General features: G+C 71.2%; 22 protein-coding genes and 1 riboswitch. Of the genes, 15 read left to right on the forward strand and 7 right to left on the reverse strand.

Features of this window, described 5'->3' with window-relative positions:
• Positions 1 to 36: 36 nt before the first annotated feature.
• A complete protein-coding gene (locus B2742_RS05785) occupies positions 37 to 678 on the forward strand; it encodes a CAP domain-containing protein (protein ID WP_292063959.1) in 642 nt (213 codons plus the stop codon).
• Here the strand turns inward: B2742_RS05785 and mutS are convergent, their stop codons facing one another.
• Complete coding sequence (mutS, locus tag B2742_RS05790; protein ID WP_292063961.1) at positions 679 to 3,369, reverse strand: DNA mismatch repair protein MutS; 2,691 nt, start codon at positions 3,367 to 3,369, stop codon at positions 679 to 681.
• A 97-nt stretch (positions 3,370 to 3,466) separates the two neighbouring features.
• On the opposite strand from mutS, the gene B2742_RS05795 reads away from it, so the two are divergent.
• Together B2742_RS05795 and B2742_RS05800 are read left to right on the forward strand one after the other, a co-directional pair.
• Positions 3,467 to 4,180: a DUF4328 domain-containing protein gene (locus tag B2742_RS05795; protein WP_292063963.1), complete on the forward strand. Its 714-nt coding sequence runs from the start codon at positions 3,467 to 3,469 to the stop codon at positions 4,178 to 4,180.
• Positions 4,181 to 4,389, forward strand: a riboswitch (cobalamin riboswitch).
• Positions 4,390 to 4,554: 165 nt separating this feature from the next.
• Positions 4,555 to 6,393, forward strand: coding sequence for a TonB-dependent receptor plug domain-containing protein (locus B2742_RS05800; protein WP_292063965.1), 1,839 nt, complete (start codon positions 4,555 to 4,557; stop codon positions 6,391 to 6,393).
• Here B2742_RS05800 and B2742_RS05805 read toward each other — a convergent pair.
• The 3 genes from B2742_RS05805 to B2742_RS05815 all read right to left on the reverse strand — a co-directional run bounded on the left by B2742_RS05805 (position 6,377) and on the right by B2742_RS05815 (position 10,733).
• On the reverse strand, positions 6,377 to 7,270 hold the full coding sequence (locus B2742_RS05805) for an aldo/keto reductase (RefSeq protein ID WP_292063966.1): 894 nt from the start codon (positions 7,268 to 7,270) through the stop codon (positions 6,377 to 6,379). The two genes, B2742_RS05800 and B2742_RS05805, sit on opposite strands and share 17 nt — an antisense overlap.
• Before the next feature lie 90 nt (positions 7,271 to 7,360).
• The gene (recQ, locus tag B2742_RS05810) at positions 7,361 to 9,253 is read right to left on the reverse strand and encodes a DNA helicase RecQ (protein ID WP_292063967.1); all 1,893 of its coding nucleotides are present in this window, start codon (positions 9,251 to 9,253) and stop codon (positions 7,361 to 7,363) included.
• Positions 9,254 to 9,371: 118 nt separating this feature from the next.
• Positions 9,372 to 10,733 (reverse strand): serine hydrolase domain-containing protein, encoded by a 1,362-nt coding sequence (locus B2742_RS05815; RefSeq protein WP_292063969.1) that lies wholly within the window; start codon positions 10,731 to 10,733, stop codon positions 9,372 to 9,374.
• 142 nt (positions 10,734 to 10,875) lie between these two features.
• Here B2742_RS05815 and B2742_RS05820 point away from each other — a divergent pair, with 142 nt between their 5' ends.
• The 12 genes from B2742_RS05820 (at position 10,876) to B2742_RS05875 (ending at position 20,218) form a co-directional block, all read left to right on the forward strand.
• Entirely contained in the window at positions 10,876 to 11,775 is a 900-nt protein-coding gene (locus B2742_RS05820) for a class I SAM-dependent methyltransferase (protein WP_292063971.1), read from the forward strand.
• A gap of 38 nt (positions 11,776 to 11,813) precedes the next feature.
• On the forward strand, positions 11,814 to 12,503 hold the full coding sequence (locus tag B2742_RS05825; protein WP_292064014.1) for a pseudouridine synthase: 690 nt from the start codon (positions 11,814 to 11,816) through the stop codon (positions 12,501 to 12,503).
• A gap of 52 nt (positions 12,504 to 12,555) precedes the next feature.
• Positions 12,556 to 13,770 (forward strand): NAD(P)/FAD-dependent oxidoreductase, encoded by a 1,215-nt coding sequence (locus B2742_RS05830; protein ID WP_292063975.1) that lies wholly within the window; start codon positions 12,556 to 12,558, stop codon positions 13,768 to 13,770.
• Between the two features lie 36 nt (positions 13,771 to 13,806).
• Positions 13,807 to 14,055 (forward strand): type II toxin-antitoxin system Phd/YefM family antitoxin, encoded by a 249-nt coding sequence (locus B2742_RS05835; protein WP_292063979.1) that lies wholly within the window; start codon positions 13,807 to 13,809, stop codon positions 14,053 to 14,055.
• Positions 14,052 to 14,465 (forward strand): type II toxin-antitoxin system VapC family toxin, encoded by a 414-nt coding sequence (locus B2742_RS05840; RefSeq protein ID WP_292063980.1) that lies wholly within the window; start codon positions 14,052 to 14,054, stop codon positions 14,463 to 14,465. Before B2742_RS05835 ends, B2742_RS05840 begins: the two co-directional genes overlap by 4 nt.
• Positions 14,462 to 15,100 carry a phosphoribosylanthranilate isomerase gene (locus B2742_RS05845; protein WP_292063983.1) on the forward strand — a complete coding sequence of 213 codons (639 nt, stop codon included), beginning with the start codon at positions 14,462 to 14,464 and terminating at the stop codon, positions 15,098 to 15,100. The genes B2742_RS05840 and B2742_RS05845 overlap by 4 nt, the downstream gene beginning before the upstream one ends.
• 62 nt (positions 15,101 to 15,162) lie before the next feature.
• A complete protein-coding gene (trpB, locus tag B2742_RS05850) occupies positions 15,163 to 16,347 on the forward strand; it encodes a tryptophan synthase subunit beta (RefSeq protein WP_414633047.1) in 1,185 nt (394 codons plus the stop codon).
• A 2-nt stretch (positions 16,348 to 16,349) separates the two neighbouring features.
• Positions 16,350 to 16,760, forward strand: coding sequence for a hypothetical protein (locus B2742_RS05855; RefSeq protein WP_292063987.1), 411 nt, complete (start codon positions 16,350 to 16,352; stop codon positions 16,758 to 16,760).
• The gene (locus B2742_RS05860) at positions 16,757 to 17,185 is read left to right on the forward strand and encodes a hypothetical protein (RefSeq protein ID WP_292063988.1); all 429 of its coding nucleotides are present in this window, start codon (positions 16,757 to 16,759) and stop codon (positions 17,183 to 17,185) included. The genes B2742_RS05855 and B2742_RS05860 overlap by 4 nt, the downstream gene beginning before the upstream one ends.
• Positions 17,185 to 18,015, forward strand: coding sequence for a tryptophan synthase subunit alpha (trpA, locus tag B2742_RS05865; RefSeq protein WP_292063990.1), 831 nt, complete (start codon positions 17,185 to 17,187; stop codon positions 18,013 to 18,015). The genes B2742_RS05860 and trpA overlap by 1 nt, the downstream gene beginning before the upstream one ends.
• 9 nt (positions 18,016 to 18,024) lie before the next feature.
• On the forward strand, positions 18,025 to 18,921 hold the full coding sequence (gene accD / locus B2742_RS05870; protein ID WP_292063993.1) for an acetyl-CoA carboxylase, carboxyltransferase subunit beta: 897 nt from the start codon (positions 18,025 to 18,027) through the stop codon (positions 18,919 to 18,921).
• A 10-nt stretch (positions 18,922 to 18,931) separates the two neighbouring features.
• Positions 18,932 to 20,218, forward strand: a complete 1,287-nt coding sequence (locus B2742_RS05875) for a bifunctional folylpolyglutamate synthase/dihydrofolate synthase (RefSeq protein ID WP_292063995.1) — start codon at positions 18,932 to 18,934, stop codon at positions 20,216 to 20,218.
• A 68-nt stretch (positions 20,219 to 20,286) separates the two neighbouring features.
• Here the strand turns inward: B2742_RS05875 and trxA are convergent, their stop codons facing one another.
• The 3 genes from trxA to addB all read right to left on the reverse strand — a co-directional run.
• Positions 20,287 to 20,625 carry a thioredoxin gene (gene trxA / locus B2742_RS05880; RefSeq protein WP_292063997.1) on the reverse strand — a complete coding sequence of 113 codons (339 nt, stop codon included), beginning with the start codon at positions 20,623 to 20,625 and terminating at the stop codon, positions 20,287 to 20,289.
• Positions 20,626 to 20,723: 98 nt separating this feature from the next.
• Positions 20,724 to 24,221 carry a double-strand break repair helicase AddA gene (gene addA, locus B2742_RS05885; protein ID WP_292063999.1) on the reverse strand — a complete coding sequence of 1,166 codons (3,498 nt, stop codon included), beginning with the start codon at positions 24,219 to 24,221 and terminating at the stop codon, positions 20,724 to 20,726.
• On the reverse strand, positions 24,218 to 26,617 hold a 2,400-nt coding region (addB, locus tag B2742_RS05890), incomplete at its 5' end, for a double-strand break repair protein AddB (protein WP_292064002.1). The genes addB and addA, both read right to left, overlap by 4 nt.

A 26,617-nucleotide genomic window follows, 5' to 3' on the forward strand; every position in this document is an offset into this window, starting at 1 on the left:
CCGTGCGCGACAGTGGGGCCCGATGGAGACCCCCGCATGATGAGGACCCTGGCGCTGACCGTCGCCGCCCTGCTCCTGGCGGGGGCGTCCGCCGCGCCGCCGCCGGCCGGTCGCCAGGTCTTCCTCCCCGCGCCCGACGCCGCCCTGCCGGCCCGGATCGTGGACGAGGTCAATGCGGCGCGGACCGATCCCGCAGGCTACGCCCGCAAGGCGCGGACGCTCCGGAACCTGTTTGTCGGCGACCGGTTCGAACGGCCCGGCGAGACGGTTGTGGTCACCCGGGAAGGCGCGGCCGCGGTCGATGAGGCGATCGCCTTTCTGGAACAGCAGGCCCCGCTGCCGGCCTTGCGGGCCAGTCCCCTGATCGACCGGGCCACGGCCGATCACGCCGCCGACCAGTCCCGCACCGGCGCGACGGGCCATATCGGGAGCGACGGGTCGGGACCGGCCGACCGCATGCGCCGCTACGCCCGATGGACGGCGACGGGCGAGGTCATCGCCTATGGATCGGACCGCGCCGAAGACGTCGTCCTGCAGCTTATCATCGACGACGGCGTCCCCGGCCGGGGGCATCGCCGCATCCTGTTCAACCCGGCCTACACCCTGATCGGGACCGCCTGCGCGCCGCATCCGGTGTGGCGGACGGTCTGTGTCCTGGACTTCGCCCGTGCCCGCTGATCAACCCTTGATCGCCTTGAGCCGGTAGAGCGCCTCCAGCGCCTCGCGCGGCGACAGGCTGTCGGGCTCAATGGCCGAAAGCGCCTCCTTCAGGGCCGAGGGCGGCGGCGGCGCGACCGGCTCGGCCATGGCGAACAGCGGCAGGTCGTCGAGGCTGATCGCGGCCGACTTCTCGCCCTCCAGCCGGTCCAGCACTTCGCGGGCTCTCGCCACCACGGCGGCGGGGACGCCGGCCAATTTGGCCACCTGGACGCCATAGCTGCGGTCGGCGGCGCCGGGCCGGGCTTCGTGCAGGAAGACGAGGTCGCCGTTCCACTCCCGCGCCGCCATCGACAGGTTGCAGACGTGGGCCAGCCGCGTCTCAAGCCCGGCCAGCTCATGATAATGGGTGGCGAACAGGGTGCGGGCGCGGTTGTGGTCGTGCAGGGCCTCGGCCACGGCCCAGGCGATGGCGAGGCCGTCATAGGTGGCGGTGCCGCGCCCGATCTCGTCCAGCACCACGAAACTGCGGTCCGTGGCCTGGGTCAGGATGGCGGCGGTCTCGACCATTTCGGTCATGAAGGTCGATCGGCCGCGGGCGAGGTCGTCGCCGGCGCCGACGCGGCTGAACAGCCGGTCGACCACGCCGAGGCGCATGGCCCGGGCGGGCACGAAGGCCCCGGCCTGGGCCAGCACGACCAGCAGGGCGTTCTGGCGCAGGAAGGTCGACTTGCCGGCCATGTTCGGGCCGGTGACGATCGACAGCCGGGCGCAGGCCGCGCCCGATCCGTCCAGCCGGCAGTCGTTGGGCGTATAGGGATCGCCCTGCGCCTTCACCGCCGCCTCGACCACGGGGTGGCGGCCGGCCGTGACCTCGAAACAGGCGGTGTCGTCGACGGCGGGGCGGACGGCCCCGACCTCCTCGGCCCATTCGGCGAGGGCGGAATGGGCGTCCAGTTCCGCGAGGGCCTCGGCCACGGCCTGCAGCGGCCGGGCCAACGACTGGACCGTCGCGCGCCAGGCCTCGAAGGTTTCGCCCTCGATGGCGAGGGCGCGATGGCCGGCCTGGCTGATCTTCGCGTCCAGTTCGGACAGTTCGACGGTGGTGAAGCGGACCTGGTTGGCCAGGGTCTGGCGGTGGATGAACGGGCTGTCGCCGGAGGGCCGAAGCAGGGGCTCGGCGGCCTTGGCCGAGGTCTCGAGGAAATAGCCGAGCACGGCGTTGTGGCGGACCTTGAACGGCACGCCCGCCTCGGCGACGGCGCGGGCCTCGAGATCGGCGACCACGCGGCGGCTGTCGTCGCGCAGGCGGCGGGCCTCTTCCAGTTCGGGCCGGTAGCCGGCGGAAACGAAGCCGCCGTCGCGGGCCAGATGCGGCGGCTCGGCGACCAGACCCCCGGCCAGATCGACCAGCAGGCGGCCCAGATCGGGCGACAGGGTCAGTTGGTCAAGCGCCGCGACGATCCGCGCCGGCGGGCCGGTCAGGGGATCGCCGGCGGGCGGGAACAGGCCGGCGATGCCCTCCGCGACCGACAGGCCGGTGCGGATGGCGGCCAGATCGCGCGGCCCGCCGCGGCCCAGAACCAGCCGCGACACGGCGCGGGCGACGTCCGATGAGGCCCTCAGACCGTCGCGCAGGTCGCGGCGCAGGTCGCGTCGCTCGAGCAGCCATTCGACCGCATCGAGTCCATGATTGATGGCGGCGGGATCGCGCAACGGCCGGGCGATCCGTTCGGCGAGGGCCCGGGCGCCGCCCGAGGTGACGGTGCGATCGATGCAGGCCAGCAGCGACCCCTCGCGTTCCCCGCGCTGGGTGCGGTCGATCTCGAGGCTCAGCCGGGTCGCCGGGTCGATGGCGAGGAAGCCGCTGTCGCCCGAGCGGCGCGGCGGCGACAGGGCAGGGATCTTCCCGGCCTGGGTGGTCTCCAGCCAGGCGGCGATCAGCCCCAGGGCCGAGACCTCGGCCTCCTCGAACGCGCCGAAGCCGTCCAGCGAGGCGACGCCGTACAGCCGCTCGACCCGGCTCCGGGCGCCGACCGGCTCAGCCAGCGCCTGCGGCAGGGCCTGGACCACGCCGCCGCAGCCCTCCAGCGCGGACTTCGTGCTCTCGTCCGAGAACAGCCGGTCCGGGACCAGCACTTCCGAGGGACGGAAGGAGGCGAGGGTGGCGCCGAGGTCCTCCAGCGAACAGGCGACCGCGTCCACCGACCCCGCCGACAGTTCGACCACGGCCACGGCGGCCCGGCCCTTGCGCACCGAGACGGCGGCCAGCCGGTTGGCGCCGCGTGCGTCCAGCAGACTGTCCTCGGTCAGGGTGCCGGGGGTGACGACGCGGACGATGTCGCGATGGACGATGGCCTTGGACCCGCGTTTTCGGGCCTCGGCGGGCGCTTCCATCTGTTCGCAGATGGCGGCCTTGAACCCCTGCCGGATCAACCGCGCCAGATAGCCGTCCAGCGCATGCACCGGCACCCCGGCCATGGGGATGTCCTGACCCTGGTGCTTGCCGCGTTTGGTCAGGGTGATGCCGAGGGCCGCCGAGGCGATCTCGGCGTCCTTGAAGAACAGCTCGTAGAAATCGCCCATGCGGAAGAAGACGATGGCGTCCGGCTGGCTGGCCTTGGCCGCCAGAAACTGCGCCATGACCGGCGTCACGCCCTCGCTGGACGGGACGGCGTCGGCTGTCGGGGGATGGACGAGGGGAGCATTCATGGAAGCGGCGCAGGGTGAAGGATTGCGGTCCGCGCCTCAAGCGCCTTGCGTCTCCGGCGCGCGCTGTGGGAGATGGAGTTGGGGGAGGGGCTCTACCATGGCGAGAAGATCGTATTCGTCCAAACGGACGGACCGGCTCTGGGGGGCGATCAGGATCTGGGCTGTCCTGTTCATCTTCAGCTCTGCCGCCGCGATGGCGGCGTTTGGATACAGGGTCTGGCTTCTCGCCGGGATTGCCGGCGACACCCTGATGAACGAAGCCAGCTACATTTCCGACTATGTCCCCGGCGCCGAAGCCGAGGCGTTCACCACAGCCGGCGCGGCCTTGGTCTACCTCCTGACCTATCTCGTTTCGGCCTTTCTGGTGCTGATGTGGTACCTCCGGTCCGTCCGGAACGCGCACGCGCTGAGCAACGGCGTGGAGACCTCGCCCAAGTGGGCGATCTGGTGGTTCTTCATCCCCCTCGTGTCGCTCTGGAAGCCGTATTCGATGACGAGCGAACTCTGGCGGTCCAGCCGTCAGCCCGATGGCTGGAAGAGCCTGCCTGATCCCGCCCTGCTCCGATGGTGGTGGGGCGCGGTCCTGGTCAGTGGAATAGTCATCAACATAAGCACCATCCTCAGCCGAAGCGCCGCCAGCGTCAGCCACCTGGTGATCAGCGATTCCGTCCTGATCGGCGGCTATGCCCTGCAGATTCTGGCCGGGGTGCTTTTTCTCCGGATCGGCGGTCAAATCTCACGGCGGCAAACCGCCTTGATATCCGAAGGGCGGGTTGCGCCGCCGCCGTCGCAACCGGCCTGGACGGCCTGATCCCTTGCCTGGGTCGCGGGCGCCTGCAACAAGCGGCGCAGGCGGTTAAGGGAACGCGGTGTGACGCCGCGGCTGTGCCCGCAACTGTAGGCGGCGAGACGGACGATCATTCCGGGGCTTCGGCTCCGGCGTCACTGGGCAACCGGGAAGGCGCGATCCACCGTTTTTGACCCGCAAGCCAGGAGACCTGGCCGCCGACGTCGCTCGTCCGCTGTCCGGGATCAGACAGAGGCGTGGGGCCAACCCTTCCGCAGCTGCGGAAGCTGTTCCGTCGAAGCGACCCGACCCCAGCGCCGCGCCCCTTCCGGGGGGCCGGGTCGGTCGCTTTCACATGCCGCGCGCAGCGCCAGCGCGGGGCCGACGGAGATCCGCGCATGACGCGATCCATCCTCTACGCCACGGCCGCGGCCGTGTGCCTGCCCCTGTCCGCTTACGCCCAGACGGCGGACGATCCTGACGCCGTCCTGCCCGAGGTCGTCGTCACCGCCACCCGCCTGCCGGCCATCGTCGCCGACACGCCGGGGGCGCGGGTGATCGACCGCTCAACCATTGAGCAGCGCGGCGCGGTGTTTGCCGCGGACATCCTGTCCGATGTGCCCGGCCTGTCGGTGGTGCGCTCCGGCGCCTTCGGCGGCGTCGCCCAGGTGCGGATGCGCGGGGCCGCGCCGGGCAAGACCCTGGTGCTGGTCGACGGCGTGCCGGTCAACGACCCGGCCGAGGTCAACGGGGCCTTCGACTTCTCCGGCCTCGAACTGTCGGACATCGAACGGATCGAGGTGCTGTCGGGGCCGCAGTCGTCGCTGTGGGGTTCGGACGCCATCGGCGGGGTGATCGCCTTCACCACGCGCGACCTCGACGGCCTCGCGGCCGATCTGGAGGCCGGGTCGTTCGCGACCGGGCGCGGCCGGCTGGCGGCGGGGGTGTCGACCGAACGGTACGGCCTCGGCGCCTGGGTCTCGCATTTCGACACCGACGGGATTTCCGCCGCGGACGAGGCCGACGGCGCCACGGAGGCCGACGGTTTCAGCGCGACAACGATCGGCGCGCGCGGCCGCTATGCCGTGACGCCGGGCGCGGTCGTGGACGGATCGGTCCGCTGGACCGACGGCGATGCGGACCTCGACGGCAATCCGGCCCCGACCTATGCCCTGTCGGACACCCTCGACAGCCAGACCAGTGAACAGTGGTCAGGGTTCGGCCGCCTGCGCCTGAACGCGCTCGGTCTGGCGCATCAGTTCAGCCTGTCGGCCTCCAACATCGCGCGGGAGACGGTCTCCGCCTTCCCGACGGCCTTTGAGGCGGACCGGCAGGTTCTCCGCTGGCAGGCGGACGGCGCGGTCCGGGGCGTGGACTTCGTCATCGGTGTCGAGCGCGAGGACACCGAGGGGAGCCTGTCCACCGGCCTGACCGAACAGCTGGGCACGACCTCGGCCTTCGCCACGGCCCGGATCGAACCGACGAACCGGCTCAGCCTGACCGGAGCCCTGCGCCTTGACGACACCGACGACTTCGGTGCGAAGGCCACGGGGCGGGTTTCCGGGGCTTTCGATGCGGGCGGCGGGATCACCCTGTCGGCGGCGTACGGGACCGGGTTCAAGGCCCCGTCGATCAGCCAGTCCGTGTGCGACTACTGCTTCTCGTCCCAGCCGTTTCCTCTGCTGCGGCCCGAGACGGCGGAGGGCTATGAGGCCGCGATCGGCTGGGCGTCGCAAGACGGCCGGATCGAGGGTCGCGCGACGGTCTATCGGTTGAAGGTCGAGGACCAGATCACCTATGTCTTCGACCCGCTCACCTTCGACAGCTTTTACGTCAATGTCGCCGAGACGGCGGCCGACGGGGTCGAACTGGAGGGCCGGGCGCGGCTGGGCGGCGGGTTCGATCTCAGCCTCGCCTGGGCCTGGACCGATGCGCGGGATGAGACCACCGGGGCGCGGCTGCTGCGCGTGCCGGAACAGTCGGTATCGGCCACCCTGGGCTGGACCGGCGCCCGACTGTCGGGCGCCCTCACCCTTCGCGGGGAAGGCGATCAGGATGACGTCGGCGGCGTCCGCGAGGCCTTCATCACGGCCAATCTCAACGGGGCGTATGCGCTGACCGACGCGGTCACGCTGACGGCGCGGATCGAGAATCTGGCGGACGAACGCTATCAGCAGGTGTTCGGCTACGGCGAGCCGGCACGATCCGCCTATGTCGGGATCAGGCTGCGCTACTGATCCTGCGCGGGCCGGCGGCGGCGATCGCCGCCGGTTCCAGCTGCAGCGCCGTCCAGTCCAGCGCCGGCGTCGGCGCATGGGCCGCGGCGACGACGGCTCGCAGTTCGGCGGCCGAGGCGACGCTGGCGACGACGGCGGTGACCTCGGGCAGGCCCATGGCGTAGGCCAGGGTGGCCTGCATCGGGTCGATGCGCGCCTCGGCCAGACGGCGGCGGATGCGCGACAGGGCCGGGGCGTGGCGCTGCATCTCGGGCGGCAGGGAGTCGCCGCTGACGAACAGCAGGCCGTCGGCGAACACCGATGAGGCGTGAACGTCCACGCCGAGGGCCGCCAGCTCCGACAGGGCGCCGGAATGCTGGGCGCGCTGGTCCAGCAGATTGCACCGCAGCTGGATCACATCCGGCTGGAAGCGCCGCGCCAGCAGGGCCGGGCCGTCCTCGACCGTGGCGCAGAAGCCGATGCGGCGGTACAGGCCGCGATCCTTCAGGGCCAGAAGCCGGTCCCACAGGGCGCGGCCCTCGGCGCCGGCCAGATCATTGGCGGCGGAGACCAGCAGCAGGTCGCCGCGCGGCAGGCCGAGCCGTTCGAGCGAGCGGCGGGCGCGGGCCTCGACCCGGTCGACGCCGTCGCTGACCGGCACGGTGCGGACCGAGACCTGGAAGGGCGAGGGGAAGGGCCAGGCCTGACCGAGCCAGCGTTCGCCGTCGCCGTCGGGTTTTGTGGCGATCCGGGTCACGCCGGAATCGGCGGCGGTCTGGAGCAGCAGGCGCAGCGATTCCTCGCGCGCGCCGGCCGGCGCCGGTATGGCGCGTTCGGGCTGATGCACGACGGCCAGAGCCAGTTTGTCGACCGGAGACGGAGCACGGCTTGGGATCACCGCCGGACTGTGACGGCGAAAGTTTAAGGCCCCCCTTCCGAGACCTTGCGCGAAGCTTAACCGGCGAACGTCGGTTTCAGGCCCCCGGCCTCAGCCGGGGGACTGGCGCAGGGCCTCCAGCACGCCCTGGCCATAGCGGTCCAGCTTGGTCTGGCCGACGCCGGAAATATGCCCCAGGCGTTCGAGATCGCCCGGTTCGGCCAGGGCGATCTCCAGCAGGGTCTTGTCCTGGAAGATCACATAGGGCGGCACGCGCTGTTCGGCGGCGCGGTCGCGGCGCCAGGCGCGCAGGGTCTCGAAGCGGGCGCGGACGTCGGCGTCCATGGTCTCGAGGGCGGCGTTGCGACCGGTGCGGACACGCTCCTTCGTCCCGCCGCCGGCGCGGGCCGGCGTCAGGCGCACCTCGACGACGCGTTCGCCGCGATAGACGGCCCGCACCACCCCGGGGTCGCCGATGCGGACCAGCGGCTTGCCTTCATTGGGGTCCTCGACCAGCAGGCCCTCGAACATCAGATGGTCGACGATGTCGCGCCAGGTGTGGAGGGCCGTGTCGGCGCCGATGCCCCAGGTCGACAGGGCCGTCTCCCACGGCTGGACCTCTTTCGTCCTGCCCAGCAGGTGGTCGATGACGCGGGTCTTGCCGAAGCGTTCGCCCAGGCGCTGGACCGCCGCCAGGGCCTTCTGGGCCGGGACGGTGGCGTCGAACACGGCGGGCGGGTCGAGGCAGAGGTCGCAGACGCCGCAGGGCCGGGCGTCGGTCTCGCCGAAATAGCGCCGCACCGTCTGCGGGCGGCAGGTCGCGCCGTCCAGCATGGCGAACAGCTGGCGCGCCTTCCTCACCTGCACCGCCTTGACCTCCTCGGCCATGGGGCGGCCCTCGAGGCGCTTGAGCGTCCAGGCGATGTCGGAGGGACCGTAGAGGGTGATTCCCTCGGCGGGCTCGCCGTCGCGGCCGGCGCGGCCGATCTCCTGCCAGTAGGCTTCCAGCGATCCGGGCGGATCGGCGTGGATGACGAAGCGGACGTCGGCCTTGTCGACCCCCATGCCGAAGGCGATGGTCGCCACCATGACCGCGCCGTCTTCGGCCAGGAAGCGCTCCAGCCGGCGGTCGCGGTCGCGGGCGTCCATGCCGGCGTGATAGGCGATGGCGTTGGTTCCGGCGCTCTTCAGGGCGTCGGCGACGCGCTCACAGCCGTCGCGCGAGCCGCAATAGACCACGCCGGACTTGCCGCGCCGCTGGCGCACCAGATCGATGACCGCCGCGTCGGTCTTGGCCCGCGAGGCGTTCTCCTTGCGGACGGCCGAGAGCTGCAGGTTCGGGCGGGCGAAGCTGTCGACGAGCACCTTGGCGCCGTCCAGCCGCAGCGAGCGGACGATGTCATCGCGGGTGCGGGCGTCGGCGGTGGCGGTGACGGCGATGCGCGGCACGCCGGGGAAGAGCTCGGCCAGCCGGCCCAGGGTCCGGTAATCCGGACGGAAATCATGTCCCCACTGTGAGACACAGTGGGCTTCGTCGATGGCGATGAGGCTGAGGGGCAGGTCGTGCAGCCGGTCGATCAGATGCGGCTGCGCCAGTCCCTCGGGTGAGACATAGAGCAGGTCGAGCTCGCCGGCGCGCGCCTGACGCCAGATCGCCGAGCGGTCGTCCATGGAGACGCCCGAGTCGAGACGGGCGGCGGCCACCCCCTGCTGTTTCAGCGCCTCGACCTGGTCGGTCATCAGGGCGATCAGGGGCGAGACGACGAGGCCGAGCCCCGGGCGCAGCATGGCGGGGATCTGGTAGCAGACCGACTTGCCGCCGCCGGTGGGCAGGACCGCCAGCACGTCGCGGCCGGCGAGGATCTCGGCGACCACCTCCGCCTGCAGACCGCGAAAGTCGCCGTGGCCCCAGACCCGCTCCAGCGTCGCACGGGCGTCGGCGAGCGAAGGCGTCGCAGGGGACGTCAGGGTTGAATCGGCGAGCATCGCGCGCTTGTGCCTCATTTGTTCTCGTTTGTCAGTCGGGAATTGGGGCGCGCGGCGGCGACGCCCGCGTCCGCGGTGGATGACGGGAGGCAGGGCGGAACGTCGGGGCTTTCGCCCGGACGGGCCTCCGCGGCGGTCAGGTCTGGTGGCGCGCCGTCGGTGTCCCGGCCCTGGAGGCTTTCGGGATTGAGCGGTTCATGGCGCTCCGCGCCGCGCCGGATATGAGAACCACGGCGGCGGTCAGGCCCAGGTCCGGCCCCAGCCGCCAGACGCCCAGCGGCGACAGACCGGTGAAGTGTTGCAGCGCCAGGACCCCGAGCCCGCCGGCGACGATCCAGGGCAGGAGCGCCAGGGCTGTCGAAACCGGGCTGGCGGATACGGAGCGGTCCCGCGCAACCCAGCGCCTCGTCGTCAGGAAGAGGGTGATCAGCGACCCGGCGATGACCAGCAGAAGCGCCATTCGCGCCCATGGTTCGAGCGGGGCCGCGGGGGGCTGCGCCGCCTTCCCCCGGACGTGTGCGATGAGCGCCTGGGCGAGGTCGTCGACAGGGTCGTCCACATTGTGGCCGCCGAGATTGGTCAGAATCACGAAGGCCCGGTCCCGCGAGGGCAACATCACCATGGTGGCGCGATAGCTGCCGGTCGAGCCGCTGTGCCACCAGATGCGTTCGCCCTCATCCATCGCTGTCCGCCAGCCCTGGTGATACGCAACCGGGTCAGAGTCAGCGAGGTCCAGGGAAGGCCAGCCCTGGTCCTGGCCGGAACGGGCCTGGGCCAGGATGGCGGTCATGAATTTGCCGAGGTCGGGGGCGCTGGCCCGGATGAAACCGGCCGGCGCGAGATGCGCGGGCGCGGGCTCTTCGGCCCAGGGCGTCGCGAACCCGAAGAACAGGCGATGCCCGCAGCGATCGCGAACGGGAGCGGCGGTGGCGGACATGGCGAGGGGGCGGAAGACCTCGCGGGCGACAAGCGCGTCGAAGGCCGTACCGGATCGCGACCGGACTTCCTCGCCGAGGACGACATAGTTGAGGTTCGAATAGGCGTAGGCGCCCGGATTACCAGCGGGCTGGAGCCTGCCGAAGCCCGGGCTGTCGGGCGTGGGGATCGAGAACCCCTGTCGGTGACTGAAACCGCTGGTCTGGTTCAGCAACTGTCGCAGAGTGATCGGGGCGGCGCCGCCAGACGACGGCTCCAGCGTTTGCAGGGGAGCCTCCAGGTCCAGCCGGCCCTGCCATGCAAGACGGGTGGCCGCGGCGGCGGTCAACGACTTGCTGAGGGAGCCGATCAGGAAGGGCTGGTCGCTCGTGATCGGCGTCCCGGCACGACAGGCGCCGAAGGTGACGACCTCGACGGGTCCTGAACTGCTGACCACCGCGACCGCGCCCCCGGGGATGTGAGCGCGCTTGAGGGCGGCCGTCACCAGAGGGCCGATCGGCGCTGCGTGGGCCGCGGTGGCGAACAGGCACAGGGCGGAGGCCAGCAGGCCCCGGACGATCATTCGCACAAAAAATCCCCCCGCACCGCGACCGCGGCCCGGGACGAATGATGCGGTAGCGCTGGAAGGCGCACAAGACCGGGTCGCCGGGTCGCCGATCGCGGGCCGCTTCGCGCCGGCGCTCAATCCGGCTATAGGCGCCGCCATGACCACCCTTCTCCATGGCCGCCCGCCGGCCGTCTTCGATCCGCCGGGCGCGGCGACCCAGGTTTCGCCCCTCATTCCCGGCTCGACGCCGCTCGAGGACGTGGCCGAAGGTTCGGTCGACGACATCATGATCTACGCTCCGCCGGGGGTGCTGGAGCGGCGGTATGCGTTGGCGCTGGCGCTCAGGGCGTTGAAGCCCGGCGGGCGGCTGGACGTCATGGCGGCCAAGGACAAGGGCGGGTCGCGGCTGAAGAAGGAGCTGGAAGGCTTCGGCGTCGAGGTCGGCGAGAGCGCCAAGGCGCACCATCGCCGCTGCGTCGTGATCCGGCCGGAGACGGTGACGGGGCTCGATGCGGCCATCGCGGCGGGCGCGCCGCGTCTGGTCGAGGGGCTGGACGCCTGGTCGCAGCCGGGGGTGTTCGCCTGGGACCGGATCGATGCGGGTTCGCTGCTGCTGGCGCAGGCTCTGCCGCCGCTGAAGGGCGCGGGCATTGATCTGGGGTGCGGCTACGGCGCCCTGGCGACGGTGGTGCTGGGTTCGGCGGCGGTGACATCGCTGCGTCTGGTCGATCTGGACCGGCGGGCGATCGCGGCGGCGCGGAAGAATGTCACGGACCCGCGCGCGACCTTCGAATGGGCCGATGCGCGCACGCTGGATGACGTCGGCGACCTGAATTTCGTCGTCAGCAATCCGCCCTTCCATGACGGCGGCGCCGAGGACAAGCGGCTGGGCCAGGCCTTCATCCGCAAGGCCGCGGGCCTGCTGAAGAAGGGCGGCGTCCTGTGGATCGTGGCCAACCGCCACCTGCCCTATGAGGCCGAGCTGAAGGACGCCTTCAAGCGGGTCGACATGATCGCTGACAGCGGCGGCTACAAGGTGTTCGAGGCGGTGAAGTGAAAACGCCCACGAGCCGCGTGGACAAGCTTTTGGGCTCCATGGGCTATGGCTCCCGGACCGAGATGGCGCGGCTGGGCAAGGCGGGCGGGATCGTGCTGGACGGCGTCGACCTGACCGATGTGTCGAAGCGGATCGCGGTGACGCCGGACCTGCCGGCGCGGATGGAGATCGACGGCCAGCCGCTCGATCCGACGCCGGGTCTGGTGATGATGCTGCACAAGCCGCTGGGCATGACATGTTCGCGCAAGGAGGACGGGGCCCTGGTCTATGACGTCCTGCCGCCGCGCTGGAAGCGGCGCGATCCGGCCATCTCGACCATCGGCCGGCTGGACAAACAGACCACCGGCCTGCTGCTGCTGACCGACGATGGCGACCTGCTGCACCGGGTGATCTCGCCCAAACGGCATGTCGCCAAGGTCTATCGCGCCACATTGGCCCGGCCTCTGGTCGGGACCGAGGGCGACGTCTTCGCCGCCGGGGGTCTGGTGCTGGAGGGCGAGGACAAGCCGCTGTCGCCCGCGGTGCTGGAGGTGCTGTCGCCGACCGAGGCGCGGCTGACGGTGACCGAGGGCCGCTATCACATGGTGCGGCGGATGTTCGCGGCGGTGGGCAACCACGTCGAGGGGCTGCACCGCGAACGGGTCGGCGGACTGGCCCTGCCGGACGATCTGGCGCCGGGCGAGTGGCGGTTGCTGGATCAGGATCAGATCGATCTGATCTTCGCCTGACGGAACCACGTTCAGCCGTCTGACTTATCGCTCCGCTTCCAGCGGAGACGACATGACCGGGGCGACGATCAAGAAGAACCTGCGCACGGGGCGATCGCTCTGGGCCGACAGCCCCGGGCTGGGCGTGCCGGTGCGGCCGCTGAAAGAGGCCATCCCCGTTGATGTGGCCATCGTCGGGGCCGGGATCAGCGGCGCCTTCATGGCCCATGCGCTGAGCCGGGACCATTCGGTGGCGGTGCTGGACCGGCGGCCGCCGCTGACCGGCTCGACCGTGGCCTCGACGGCCCTCTTGCAGTGGGAGATCGACCTGCCGCTCACGGCGCTGGCGGAGAAGATCGGGCCGGCGAAGGCGAAGCGGGCGTATCTGCGGTCGCGCTCGGCCGTCGACGCCCTGAAGCGGGTCGTGGCGGATGAGCGGATCGTCTGCGGGCTGAAGGACAAGGCGACCCTCTATCTGGCCGGGGACGAATACGGCCACCGGGCGCTGGAGGCCGAGGCGGCGGCGCGGGCGGCGATCGGGCTGGAGAGCGAATACGCCGGGCCGGCGGCGCTGCGCGAGCGGTTCGGCATCGACCGGACCGGCGCCATCGTCAGCCAGGGCTCGGCCAGCGCCGATCCCGCGCGGCTGGCGGCGGGGCTGCTGCGGCGGGCGCAGAAGGCGGGGGCCACGGTGTACTCGCGGGTCGAGGTGATGGAGGCGGCCAGCGATCCGGACGGGGTGACCCTGCTGACCGACGCCGGCCATGCGGTGCGGGCGAAAACGGTGGTGTTCTGCTGCGGCTATGAGTTCCCGAAGGGGGTGCCGACCCCGGGGGCCAAGGTGATCTCGACCTGGGCCCTGGCCTCGAAGCCGCGCCTGCGCTGTCCGGCCTGGCTGCGGGACACGCTCGTCTGGGAGGCGTCGGACCCGTATCTCTATTTCCGCATGGGCGGCGACGGGCGGCTGATCGTCGGCGGCGAGGACGAGGCGGATCCGGACGCCCATGCCGATCAGGCGAAGCTGACTCGGAAATGCGAGACCATCGTGAAAAAGCTCCACGCCCTGCTGCCCGGCGTGGAGTTCGAGGTCGACTACAGCTGGGCCGGGGCCTTCGGCGAGAGCGCGACCGGCCTGCCCTCGATCGCGCCCGTACCGGACATGGACCACGCCTGGGCGGTGATGGGGTTCGGCGGCAACGGCATCACCTATTCGGTCATCGCCTCCCAGGTGGTGTCGACGGCCCTGCGGGGCGGCAGCGACCCCGATGCGGACCTTTACGCAACGTGATTTGACGATAGCCATCAAGATAGCCATCTTTATCACATGAGCCACTATTCCGTCGCCGAGGCCAAGAACAACCTGCCAAAACTGCTCGACCGCATGCTGGCGGGCGAGGAGGTCGTGATTACGCGACGCGGGAAGCCGATCGCGCGGCTTGAACCGGAGAAGGCGCCGGCCGTGGGCTTTCCGCTCGATCTCGAGTGGCTCGACGCCAACCGGGTGAAGCCTGAGAAAGGACCGATCGACACGGTGGCGGGGGTCGCAGAGATGCGGCGCGGATACCGCTATTGAGCATCTATATCGACACGAGCGTCGTCGTGTCCTTCTTCATCCAGGACGACCATGCCGATGCCGCGCGGCGCTGGGCCCGGACGGACCCAAGCGTGGCGATCAGCGACTGGACGGCGACGGAATTCTCTTCAGCCTTGTCACATCATGTGCGGCTTGGGGCGTTGTCCGATCGGGAGCGCAAGGCCGCCGAACTGGCGTTCGACCGTTGGGCCATGCGCGGCGTCGTTCTTGAGGTTGCGCGGGAGCGGTTCCAGGATGCCCGGATTCTGATGCAGGGGCATCGTCGCCTGCGCGCGCCAGACGCCTTGCACCTCGCGATCGCACGGCATGAGGGGCTTCCCCTGGCGACGCTCGACCATGACCTGCGCGACGCTGCCGTCGCCGAGGGCCTCAAGGTCATAGACCTTTGACCCAGGCCAAGATCTGCGGCCTGACCACGCCCGATGCGCTCGATGCCGCCCTCGCCGGCGGCGCGGCCTTCGTCGGGGCGGTGATCTTTCCGAACAGCCCGCGCCACATCGACCCGCTGCACGGGGCGACCCTGTTCGAGCGGGCGCGGGGGCGGGCGAAGGTGGTGGCCGTGACGGTCGACGCCGACGACGCCCTGCTGACCGAAATCGCCCTGATCCTGAAGCCGGACCTGATCCAGCTGCACGGTCATGAGACGCGCGAGCAGGCCGAACGGGCAAGGCTGCTGACCGGGGCGGGGATCATCAAGGTGCTGCCGATCCGGACGGAGGAGGATTTCGCCGGGGCCGAGGCCTGGGAGCCGTTCGCCGATCATCTGATGTTCGATGCGAAACCCCCCGAGGGGTCGCACCTGCCGGGCGGAGTCGGGGCGCGGTTCGACTGGGCCCTGCTCGCCGACCGGGCCTTCCGCGATCCGTGGTTCGTGGCCGGGGGCCTGACCCCGGACAATGTGGCGCAGGCGATCCGGGTCTCCGGGGCCCCGTTGGTGGATGTGTCCTCTGGCGTGGAAACCGCGCCGGGTGTTAAGGACCCGGCCCTGATCGCGGCGTTCCTCGAGGCGGTGCGATCGGCCTGATTTCCGCCGCTCCCCCGCGCGAAGGCTATGACGTGAACGCCATTATCCCGAACCACTACGCCATGCCTGACGCCGAGGGCCGGTTCGGTCCCTATGGCGGACGGTTCGTGGCCGAGACGCTGATGCCGCTGATCCACGAGCTGGATGCGGCCTATGAGGCGGCCAAGGCCGATCCGACGTTCCAGGCCGAGCTGGACGGCTTCCTGACCGACTATGTCGGCCGGCCCAGCCCGATGTATCTGGCCGAGCGCCTGACAGAGCACTACGGAGCCGCCGACATCTGGTTCAAGCGCGACGAGCTGAACCATACGGGCGCGCACAAGATCAACAACTGCATGGGCCAGATCCTGCTGGCCATGCGGATGGGCAAGACGCGGATTATCGCGGAAACGGGCGCCGGCCAGCACGGCGTGGCCACGGCGACGGTCTGCGCCCGCTTCGGCCTGAAATGCATCGTCTATATGGGTGCGACCGATGTCGAGCGGCAGTCGCCCAACGTCTTCCGCATGAAGCTGCTGGGGGCCGAGGTGGTGCCGGTGACGGCCGGCCGGGCGACGCTCAAGGACGCCATGAACGAGGCGATGCGCGACTGGGTCACGAATGTCGAGGACACCTACTATCTGATCGGCACCGCCGCCGGGCCGCATCCCTATCCGGCCATGGTGCGCGACTTCCAGAGCGTGATCGGGCGCGAGACACGGGCCTCCATGCTGGCGCGGCGCGGCAAGTTGCCGGATGCGGTGGTGGCGGCGATCGGGGGCGGGTCGAACGCGATCGGCCTGTTCCACCCCTTCATCGACGACGCCGGCGTGCGGCTGATCGGGGTCGAGGCCGCCGGGCGCGGGCTGGACGGGCCGGACCATGCGGCCAGCCTGCAGGGCGGACGGCCCGGCGTGCTGCACGGCAACCGCACCTATCTGCTGCAGGACGACGACGGCCAGATCCTCGAGGGCCATTCGATCTCGGCCGGGCTGGACTATCCGGGCATCGGTCCCGAACACGCCTGGCTGAAGGACATCGGCCGGGCCGAATACCGCGCCGCCACCGACGCCGAGGCGCTGGAGGCCTTCCAGCTGTGTTCGAAGCTGGAGGGGATCATCCCGGCGCTGGAGCCCAGCCACGCCCTCGCCCGGGTCGGCGAGATCGCCCGGGAAGTGGGCAGGGGCGGCGACGTGGTGCTGAACATGTGCGGGCGGGGCGACAAGGACATCTTCGCGGTGGCGAAGCATCTGGGCGTGGAGCTCTGACCATGATGATGGCGATGATGATGGCCGCGGCCCTTTCGGCCGAACCGGGGCAGGCGGGTCCGGACCTGCCGCTGCTGGCCGGGGCCACGGCCGCGCCCGATTGCGGCAACCAGCCGGTGCTGGTCGGCGCCTGGTGCGTCAGCGCGCCCCTGTCGGCGATGGAAGGCGTGGCCCGGGCCTATGTGGCCGACCTGACCGGCCAGGGCTGGCTGGTCGCAGACGGCGGCGCCAGCCGCGCCGTGCTGGTGCGGCGCAAGGACGGCGGCGGCTGCGACACCGTGCAGATGCTGATCGTGCGCGACACCTCGGCCCCGGCGACGGCCGAGAGCGTGGCCTGGCTGGGCGTCGCGTCTGTGCCCGGCGACGTCTGCGCGGCGGAGGCGGAAGCTCCAGACACGGGCTCCGGCCAGTGATCGCCGGATTACTTGCGCTGAGTTTGGCTGCTGGCGTTCAGGCTCAGGAACGAACCCTTCTGCCCGGATACGCCGATCTGCCTGTCATCGCCGGCGACCCGGCCTGTGGCCTGTTTGAGGCGGAGGCCGGAACCGTAACCGTAACCGATTGTGTCACCGTGCCGCTGGAAACACTCAATGAGGTTTTCTACGAGTACGTCGGTCTGCTCAGACGCTCCGGTTGGCGGTTCACGGGCGGGGCGGCAATTGTCTTCTACTTCCAACGTGATCGCCCGGGCGGCGGCTGCGAGGGCATCGATCTGGCGGCCATGGCCGATTTCGAGATGCTCGAACGGCCGGAGTCCAAACCGGAAGACATGAGATTTCCGAGCATGATCATGTTTATGAAGCGGCCCGAAGTCGCTTGCGTCGCTGAGGGCCTCTGATGACCACTGCCCGTATCAACGCCCGTTTCGCCGCGCTGAAGGCCGAGGGCCGGGCCGGGTTCGTGGCCTATGTGATGGCCGGCGATCCGACCCGGGATCAGGCGCTGGAAATCCTGCGCGGCCTGCCGGCGGCGGGCGCGGATCTGATTGAACTGGGCTTTCCCTTCTCCGATCCGATGGCCGAGGGGCCGCCGATCCAGCGCGCGGCGCTGCGCGGGCTCAAGGCCGGGCTGACCCTGAAGGGGACGCTGGCTTTGGCCGCCGACTTCCGCGCCGGGGACGCCGACACGCCGGTGATCCTGATGGGCTATCTCAACCCGATCGAAAGCTACGGCTATGACGCCTTCGCCCGCGACGCGGCGGCCAGCGGCGTCGACGGGCTGATCGTGGTCGACTGCCCGCCGGAAGAGGCCGGACCGCTGTCGGACGCCCTGGACGCGGCGCAGGTCTCACTGATCCGTCTCGCGACCCCGACCTCGGACGACGCGCGGCTGAAGCTGATCGCCGAGCGGACCTCGGGCTTCGTCTACTATGTCTCGGTCGCCGGCGTGACCGGCGTCAAGGAGGCCCAGACCCTGTCCGTGGCCCCCGCCGTCGAGCGGGTGCGCAAGGCTTCGGGCCTGCCGGTGGCGGTCGGATTCGGGGTCAAGACGCCGGAACGGGCCGCCGAGATCGCCCGGGTCGCCGATGCGGTGGTGGCCGGATCGGTGCTGGTCGACGAGGTCGCCGCCGCGCTGGCGGCGAACGAACCCGCCGTCCCGCGCGTTCTGGCGAAGGTGAAGGCCCTCGCGGACGCGGTCCGGGGTGCGCGGGTCGCGGAAACGGTCTAAAGCGCGCCTATGGCTGAGAAGAACCCTCCCAAACCCCAGGAAAAGCGCGGCGGCTGGCTGTCGCGTTTCGCGCCCGGCGTCCGCAAGATCGTCAGCCGGCGCGACACGCCCGACAATCTGTGGGTCAAGGATCCCGATTCCGGCGAGATGCTGTACCGCCCGGACCTGGAGGCCAGCCTGTGGGTCACGCCTTCGGGCCGGCACATGCGGATCGACGCCCCGACCCGGCTGCGCGCCACCTTCGACGACGGCGACTATGAGCCGATCGACACGCCGGAGGTGCCCGAGGACCCGCTGAAATTCTCGGACGGCAAGCCCTACAAGGACCGTCTGGCCGCCGCCCGCAAGGCCGCCGGCCGCAAGGACACCATGGCCATCGGCTTCGGCGAACTGGACGGCACGCCGGCCGTGGTCATCGTTCAGGACTTCACCTTCATGGGCGGCTCGCTCGGAATGGCCGCGGGCGAGGCCTTCATCGCCGCCGCCCGCGCCGCCATCGAACGCGGCGTGCCGCTGGTCTGTTTCACTGCCGCCGGCGGGGCGCGGATGCAGGAAGGCGCCCTCAGCCTGATGCAGATGGCCCGAACTACCCTGGCCATCCAGGAGCTGAAGGCGGTCCAGCTGCCCTTCGTCGTGGTGCTGACCGACCCCACCACCGGCGGGGTCACCGCCAGCTACGCCATGCTGGGCGATGTCCATCTGGCCGAGCCGGGGGCCCTGATCGGCTTCGCCGGCCCGCGCGTGATCGAGGCGACCATCCGCGAGAAACTGCCCCCCGGCTTCCAGCGCGCCGAATACCTTCAGGAGAAGGGCATGGTCGACAAGGTCGTGCCCCGGGCGGAACTGCCCGAAACCCTCGGCCGGATCCTGTCGATGCTGATGGGCGGGAAGCGCCGGGCGGCCTAGACTCCGCCCGATGGATCCGATTTCCGAACGCCTCCGCGCGCGCCATCCGCAGCGCATCGACCTGTCGCTGGAGCGGATGCGCGTCCTGTGCGCCGGTCTGGGCGATCCACAGCACCGGCTGCCGCCGGTGGTCCACGTGGCCGGCACCAACGGCAAGGGCTCGACCGTCGCCTTCATCCGCGCCATCGCCGAGGCGGCGGGCCTGACCGTCCACGCCTACACCTCGCCGCATCTGGTGCGGTTCAACGAGCGCATCCGGCTGGCGGGCCAGCTGATCAGCGATGAGGCGCTGAACGGCATTCTTGACCGGGTCGAGGCGGCCATAGACCGCAGCGGCGCCGAGGCGACGGTGTTCGAAAGCACGACCGCCGCCGCCTTCGTCGCCATGAGCGAGACGCCCGCCGACCTGGCCATTGTCGAGGTCGGCCTCGGCGGGGTGCTGGACGCCACCAACGTCATCGAACGGCCGCTGCTCAGCGTCATCGCGCCGGTCGATCTGGATCACGCCGAATTCCTCGGCGACAGCCTGCACGGGGTGGCGGTCGAGAAAGCCGGCATCCTGAAAGCCGGGGCGCGCGGCCTGATCGCCCGCCAGCCCGAGGTCGCCATGGCGGCCATCGAGGCGGCCGCGCGGGCGGTGCACGCCCCCCTGACCGTCATGGGCGTGGATTTCGACGCCTGGGCCGAGCGCGGCGGGCTGTCGTACCAGGATCAGGAGCGGTTCCTCGACCTGCCCGCCCCGGCGCTGACCGGGCCGCACCAGATTGACAATGCCGGTCTGGCCGTCGCGGTCGCCCTGGAACTGGACCTGCCCGAGGCGGCCATCGCCGAGGGGCTGCGGTCGGTGCGTTGGCCGGCGCGGATGCAGCGGCTGACGGCCGGGCCCTATGGGGAAGCGGCGCGGGCGGCGGACGCGGAACTGTGGCTGGACGGCGGGCACAATCCGCACGCCGGGGCGGCCCTGGCGCTGGCCCTCGCGGAACGTCAGGCGAAGGCGCCCCGGCCCCTGGCCCTGATCGTCGGCATGCTGGCCAACAAGGACGCGGGCGGCTTCTTCGCGGCGCTCGGCCAGTCAGGCGCGGCGGTGTTCACCGTGCCGTTCGACGGCGCGGCGGCCGAGCCGGAGGCGCTGGCCGCGGTGGCGCGTGGCCACGGTCTCGGCGCGACGCCCTGCGCCTCGGTCGAGGAGGCGCTGACGCGCGCCCTCAGGCTCGGCGCCGGCCGGGTCGTGATCTGCGGGTCGCTGTATCTGGCGGGCGAGGTGCTGGGCGCCGCGCGCGAGACCTGGCCGGAGTAGGGGCGAGGGTCGAGCAAGGAAGGATCCGGGGTCATTCGACCCTCGACCCTCGCCCCTCGACCCTTCCGTCAGGCGGCGGTCTGACCGATGCCGGCCTCGGCCAGCCATTCGACGATCTTGCCCTTGGGCATGGCGCCGACCTTCATCGAGGCCATCTGCCCGTCCTTGAACAGCATCAGGGTCGGGATCCCCTTCACGCCCAGTTTCGACGGGATCATCGGGCTGTCGTCGATATTGACCTTGGCGATCACGACCTGGCCGGCCAGTTCATCGGCGATCTGCTCCAGGGCGGGGCCGATCTGCTTGCAGGGGCCGCACCACTCGGCCCAGAAATCAACCAGCACGGGGGTGGCGGACTTGAGGACGTCGGCTTCGAAACTGTCGTCGGTGACCTTGACGGTGGCCATGGGGATTTTCTCCAGATCGGCCGGGCATCATGAGCTGATTCCGGCGCTTCGACAGCCGATGTGGGGCGCCGGGTCCGGCAATTCAACGCATCCCGGCGTCAGCCGGACAGCGCCGCGTCCATCATCGTCTGCGGAACCGCCATCAGCCGGGGGCCGTCGGTCCAGACCAGCGCCGCCTCGACCGCGCGATCCGGATACAGGACCCTGAGGACCGCCGCATAGACGGCCAGCTGGGCCACATAGGCCGGGTCGGCGTCCTCGATCCGGTCCGGCGCGGGGCGGTTGGTCTTGTAGTCCACCACCAGCACCCGGTCGGGCGTCACCACCAGCCGGTCCATGCGTCCCGATATCGGGACATCGCCGACAGACCCGGTCAGGGCGACCTCGGACCGGGAGCCGGCGCCGAACACGGGCGCGAACCGGGCGTCGTCCAGGACGCGGAAGGCGGCATCGATCATCTCGGCGCGCTGGGCGTCATCAAGGTCACGTTCACGGGACAAGATGCGCGCCGCCGCATCGGAACGGTCGGTCACCGCGATCTCGGGCAGTCGCTCCAGCAGCCGGTGGATCAGGTTGCCGCGCCGGAACCGCCCCAGCGGCGCCCCGGGGCCCGCGGCAGTGGCCAGCGGCGAGGGGGCGGGGATGCGGATCGTTTCGTCCATCTTCGAGGGCGAGGCGAAGCGGGCCGCGCTATCGGCCGCCGGAGCGGTCCGCGCCCAGGCGGGAACGACGATGGATCGCGCGCGGCCGATGGTTCCCGCCAGAAGGCGCTCCGGATCGACGCCAAAGCGGCGAACGCCGTCGTTGATGCCGCGAACATTGAGCGGCTCGTCCTCGCCCAGCCGGTCGAAGGTCCCGGCGATGACGTCCCACCAGCTGCCGGGCTCGAAGCCCGTGTCCGAACGTCTCAGCGCCCGGCCCATGATCACCAGCCGGTCGCGGGCGCGGGTCAGGGCGACATAGAGCAGGCGCAGGGATTCGGCGTCGGCGCGGGCGATGCGGGCCTCGCGGGCGGCCTTCGACGCCGGGCAGTCGTCCTTTGCCGAGCCGGGGCACATCAGCCAGCCTTCTCCCTCCGACCCGTCGTCGTCGGCGGCGGGCATCAGGGTCGGGCCCTGCGGCTTGGCCCGCGAGGTGGTGTCGGGAAGGATGACGACGGGCGCCTCCAGCCCCTTGGCCCCGTGCACGGTCATGACCCGGACCTCGTCGCGGGCCCCTTCCATCTCGCGCTTGACCTCGACGTCGGCGGCTTCCAGCAGCGACACACAGGTCTCGAGGTCGACGCCCCCGCGGCCCTCGGCGGCGAGGACCTGGGCGAGAGTCTCGTCGATCGCCTCCTCGGCCTCGCGCCCCAGCCGGGCGAGGATGCGGGCGCGGCCGGTGATGCCGGTGTCGTCGACCCGGTTCAGCAGGCTGGAGAAGAAGGCGAAGGGGTCGCGGTCGCGGGCGTCCAGCGCGGCCTGGACGAAGTCGCGGGCGCGGCGCCATTGCGGCTGGTCGTCGGCACGCTGTTGCAGTTCGCGCCACAGGGTCCGGCCCGCGCGGGCCTCCTTGTCGGCCAGCGGATACAGGCTGTGCGGATCGCCGAAGTCGCTGACGTCGCAGAACGGGCTGCGCAGCACCTCGGCGAGGCTCAGGTCGTCGTCGGGATAGAGGACGAAACGCGCCACGGCGATCAGGTCGTCGAAGACGATATGACTGCTGAGCTTGAGCCGGTCGGCGCCGGCCACGGGCACGGCCTCGGCCTTGAGGGCGCGGATGATCTCCTCGAACAGGGCGTCGCGGCGGCGCACGAGGACGAGGAAATCGCCCCAGCGCGCCGGGCGCAGGCCTTCGTCGACCTTGTGGTCGTGAACGACCGTACCGGCCTCGACCTGTGCGCGGATTTCGCGGGCCAGCGCCTGGGCCAGCTGTTTGCGGCCGCTGCGGGCGTCTTCCTTGTCGACCGGGGCGTTCCAGGCCTCGCGGTCGGGCGTGGCCGGGTCGTGGAACAGCGGCCAGAGGTCGATCGCGCCGTGCTCGCCGACGCGGGCGGGGTGATGGGTCGGGATGTCGCCCGAGGCGCCGACCAGGGCCCGGGTCCGCTCCGGCCCCTCGAAGGCGGCGTCGACGAAGGCCAGCACCTCCTCGGTCGAGCGGAAGGAGGTGTCGAGCGGCACTTCCTCGAACGGGCGTCCGGCGCCGCGGGCGAGGGCCTCATAGGCCTGGGCTTCCTGCCGCAGCCTCTCGGGCCGCGCGCCCTGGAAGGAATAGATCGACTGTTTCTCGTCACCGACGGCGAAGACGGTGCGGGGGATGCGCGGGACGGTCTCGCCCCGCCGCGGCGCGCCCTCGCCCGCGAAGAACTCCTCGGTCAGGGCCTTGAAGATGGCCCACTGGTCGGGGGCGGTGTCCTGGGCCTCGTCGACGAGGACGTGCTCGATCCCCCCGTCCAGTTTGAACAGCACCCAGGCCGCGGTGGACCGTTTGGTCAGCAGATCGACGGTGCGGACGACGAGGTCGGAGAAGTCGAGCGCGCCCTGCCGGGCCTTGGCGCTCTCGTAGAAGGCGGCGTGGGCCTTGGCCAGGGTCAGGGCCTTGACCGTGTCGTCGGCGACCCGGGCGGCGCGCATGCGGTCCAGCACGGCGCAGTATTTCAGCGAGACGGAGTCGAGGTAGCCCGCCGCCCCGGCCGGGGCGCTCTTTGTGCCGAATTTGGTCCGCGCCTCGCCTTTGGAGTCGATGAACAGGGCCTTCATGGCCGCGAGGCTGGAGTGCGGCGGGACCGCGTCGCGCATCAGGGTCGCGATTTTCTGGTCATTGGTCGAACCGGTCGCGAATCCGTCGGCGGCGGCGCGCCAGGCGGCGGGGTCGAGCCAGTTGAGGAAGTCGCGCTCGATCGCGGCGGGGGTCTCGTCCGGAGAGACGCCGGCCAGGATGTACGGGCCGGGGGCGGCGCCCGAAGCGACGCGGTCGACATAGGCGACGAGCTTGCCACGCTCGGCCTCGATCATGGCCAGAAGGGCGTGAAAGGCCTTCCAGTCCAGCTCGACGGCGAAATGGGAGTAGGCAAGGCCAACGGGCCCCTCGACGTCTTTCAGCGCCTCGCGGGCCAGATCCTCGCGCGCCGCGTGGGACAGGGCCACGGCGGCCTCGTTCTCCAGCACCTTGAAGGCGGGCGAGACGCCGGCCTCGATGGGGAAGCGGCGCAGCAGTTTTTCGCAGAAGGCGTGGATGGTCTGGATCTTCAGCCCGCCGGGCGTCTCCAGCGCGCGGGCGAACAGGCGGCGGGCCTCCTTCAGGTCGGCGGGCTTGAGGCCGGCGGGATCGCGGCCGTCGAGCTTGACCAGATCGCCGGACAGTTCGGCGTCGTCCATGACCGCCCAGCGGCCCAGCTTCTCGAACAGCCGCGCCTGCATCTCGGCGGCGGCGGCCTTGGTGTAGGTGACGCAGAGGATCTCGCCGGGCGGGGCCTTTTGCAGCAGCAGCCGGGCCACGCGGTCCACCAGGGTGGTGGTCTTGCCCGAGCCGGCGTTGGCGGTGACGAAGACCGACCGGCCCGGATCGGCGGCGGCGGTCTGGTGGGCGCGGGCCTGGTCCAGCGGTGAGAGGGTCATTCGGCGGCCTCGTCCTCGCCGCCGACGACGTGCCATTCCCAGACCCGGGCCAGATGGTCGTAGTTGCCGCCGAAATTGCCCATGAACTGGGGCGCGGCCCAGGACACATAGGGCCGGGCCTCGTCGTCGAAGGCGGCGACGCCGTCGACCAGCCGGGCCAGTTCGCGCTCGGCCAATTCCGCGGCGGTCAGGGGCTGGTTGCGGGTGACCTTGCCGACGTCGACGGCCTCGCCCGGAGTCTTGCGGCCGGTGACCTTGACGTAGAGCAGCTCGGACGCCGGCGTCGGCGGGGCGTCGGCGAAGCCGCCGTCGGCGAGGATGGCGGCGGTCAGGGTCAGCTGCGGCGCGAAGCCTTGTGCGACCTGTTTGGCGCTGGGGGTCGATCCGGTCTTGAAGTCGATCACGGCCGCGCCGTCAGCATCGAGCTCGATACGGTCGGCTTTCGCGGTCAGGGTGAAGGGTCCGAAGGGGGCGCCGAAGGTCATCTGGCCGGTCTGTTCGATCAGCAGGGTGGCGCCGCGCGCCCGGCGCTCAGCCTCCCAGCCGGCCAGCCAGACGGCGCAGTTGCGGGCCAGCGGGGTCTCGCGGGCCATGGCGTGATCCTCGAAGCCGGCGGCGTCGAGCTCCTCGCGCAGGAAGCCTTCGATCTGGTCGGCGCAGTCCTCGGGCAGGGCGTCGGGCCAGGACACGACGACGCGCTCAATGGCCCGGTGGACCGCATTGCCGCGCGCCATGGCCTCGGCAGAGGCGCCGGGCCGGTCGAGCTTCTGCAGGCCGAGGATGCGCTGGGCGTAGACGGCGTACGGATCGCGGACCCAGCGCTCGATGCCGGTGACCGGCAGCTGACGTGGCCGACGACGGACAGGCGGGGTCGGGGCTGGACGGCGGGCGTAGCGCGGCGGTCCCGGTGGCGGGACATCCAGCGCGCGGGCGGTCTCGACCGGGTTGGACGGCCGTTCAAGGACGATGGGCGTGGCCGGGGCGTCGGCCCCGCGGGTCAGCATCTCCAGCCGCCACAGCCAGCGCGACCGGACGGCGGGTTGACCGCCGCGACGCTCTGAGTGGACCAGGATGGCCTCGTCGGCGCAGGCGGCCTGGACGAAGTCCTGGGCGGTCTGGCCGAGGCGGCGCTCGGGCGGCGGCAGGCCGAGGGTCTGGCGCATGGGCCGCGACAGGAAGGGATCGGTCGGGGCGGCGTTGGGCCAGACGCCCTCTTCCAGCCCGGCGAGGATCATACGGTCGGCGCGCACCAGCCGGGCCTCGATGGCGCCGAGGATGCGCAGGCGCGGCTGGTTGGCCCCGCCGGTGCGGACGGTCTCCTCAGTCAACAGGCTCCGGATCAGGTCGGCGAACTCGGCACGCGACACGAGGCCCAGCGACGCGCCGCCCGCGATCAGGCCGGACAGCAGCGCAGCGGCGGCCTCGCCGTCGGGGCCGGCCCAGGCGTCCTGACCGGCGAGGGCCTCGATCAATCCGGTCAGGGCGCGGGCGGCGGCGTCCAGCGGGGCGTCGGGCGTGAAGGGGGCGAGGGCGTCGGCGGACAGGGCCTCGAGCCGGTCGACCAGGGTCCCGGCGGCGGCCAGCCGGGCGCGCGTCCCGTCTGACGGAGCCTTGCCGTCGTCGCGGGGTTCGCCGGCCTTGAGCAGGGCGCGGCGCAGGCGGGGCCAGTCGCGGTGGCGGGGGCCGCGCAAGGCATGGTGTTCGAGGGCGCGCAGGGCGGCCGCGGCGTCGGTCCCGCCGAGGTCGAGCCGGGTCAGCGGGTGTTTGAGCAGGCCGAGCAGGGCGTGGGGGTCGAGCGGCGCGGCCACGAAACGGACGGCGAGGTCGATCAGCCGGCCCGCGTCCATCCGCGACAGCGGCTGGCCGGAGGAGACGTCGGCGACGACGCCCCAGCGCTCCAGCCGGGCGGCGACGCGGCGGCCCAGCGCCAGGTCCGGGGTGACGAGGGCGCAGGTCCGGCCCGGCGTCTCCAGCGTCTCGCGCATCATCAGGGCGAGGGCGGCGGCGGCGTCCTCTTCGGCGCGGACGGTCACCACCGACAGGCCCTCCAGGCCTTGGGCGATGGGGTCGGCGGACTGTTCGTGAAAGGCGTCGGCGCGCAGTGCGCTTATCACCGTGCGCCAGTCATCGGTGGCGTCGGCGGGGCGGAGGGCTTCGTTGATCAACCGCTGGCGGGCGCGCCCGCGCGCCCCGGCGACGGGATCTTCGACGGGCTGGAACCACGGACGGACGGCCTCGCGTTCGGCGCGCGCCTTCAACAGCCGCCAGAGGGCGTTCTGGGGATGCTGCTCGTTGTCGCCGAGCGTGGCCCAGACCGCCGGGTCGAGCTCGCGGTCGAGGCCGGGCAGGACGACGCAGCCGCGCGGGGCGGCGGCGACGGCGGCCAGCACATCGGC

The organism is Brevundimonas sp. UBA7664, from assembly GCF_002483305.1.
GTDB lineage: Bacteria > Pseudomonadota > Alphaproteobacteria > Caulobacterales > Caulobacteraceae > Brevundimonas.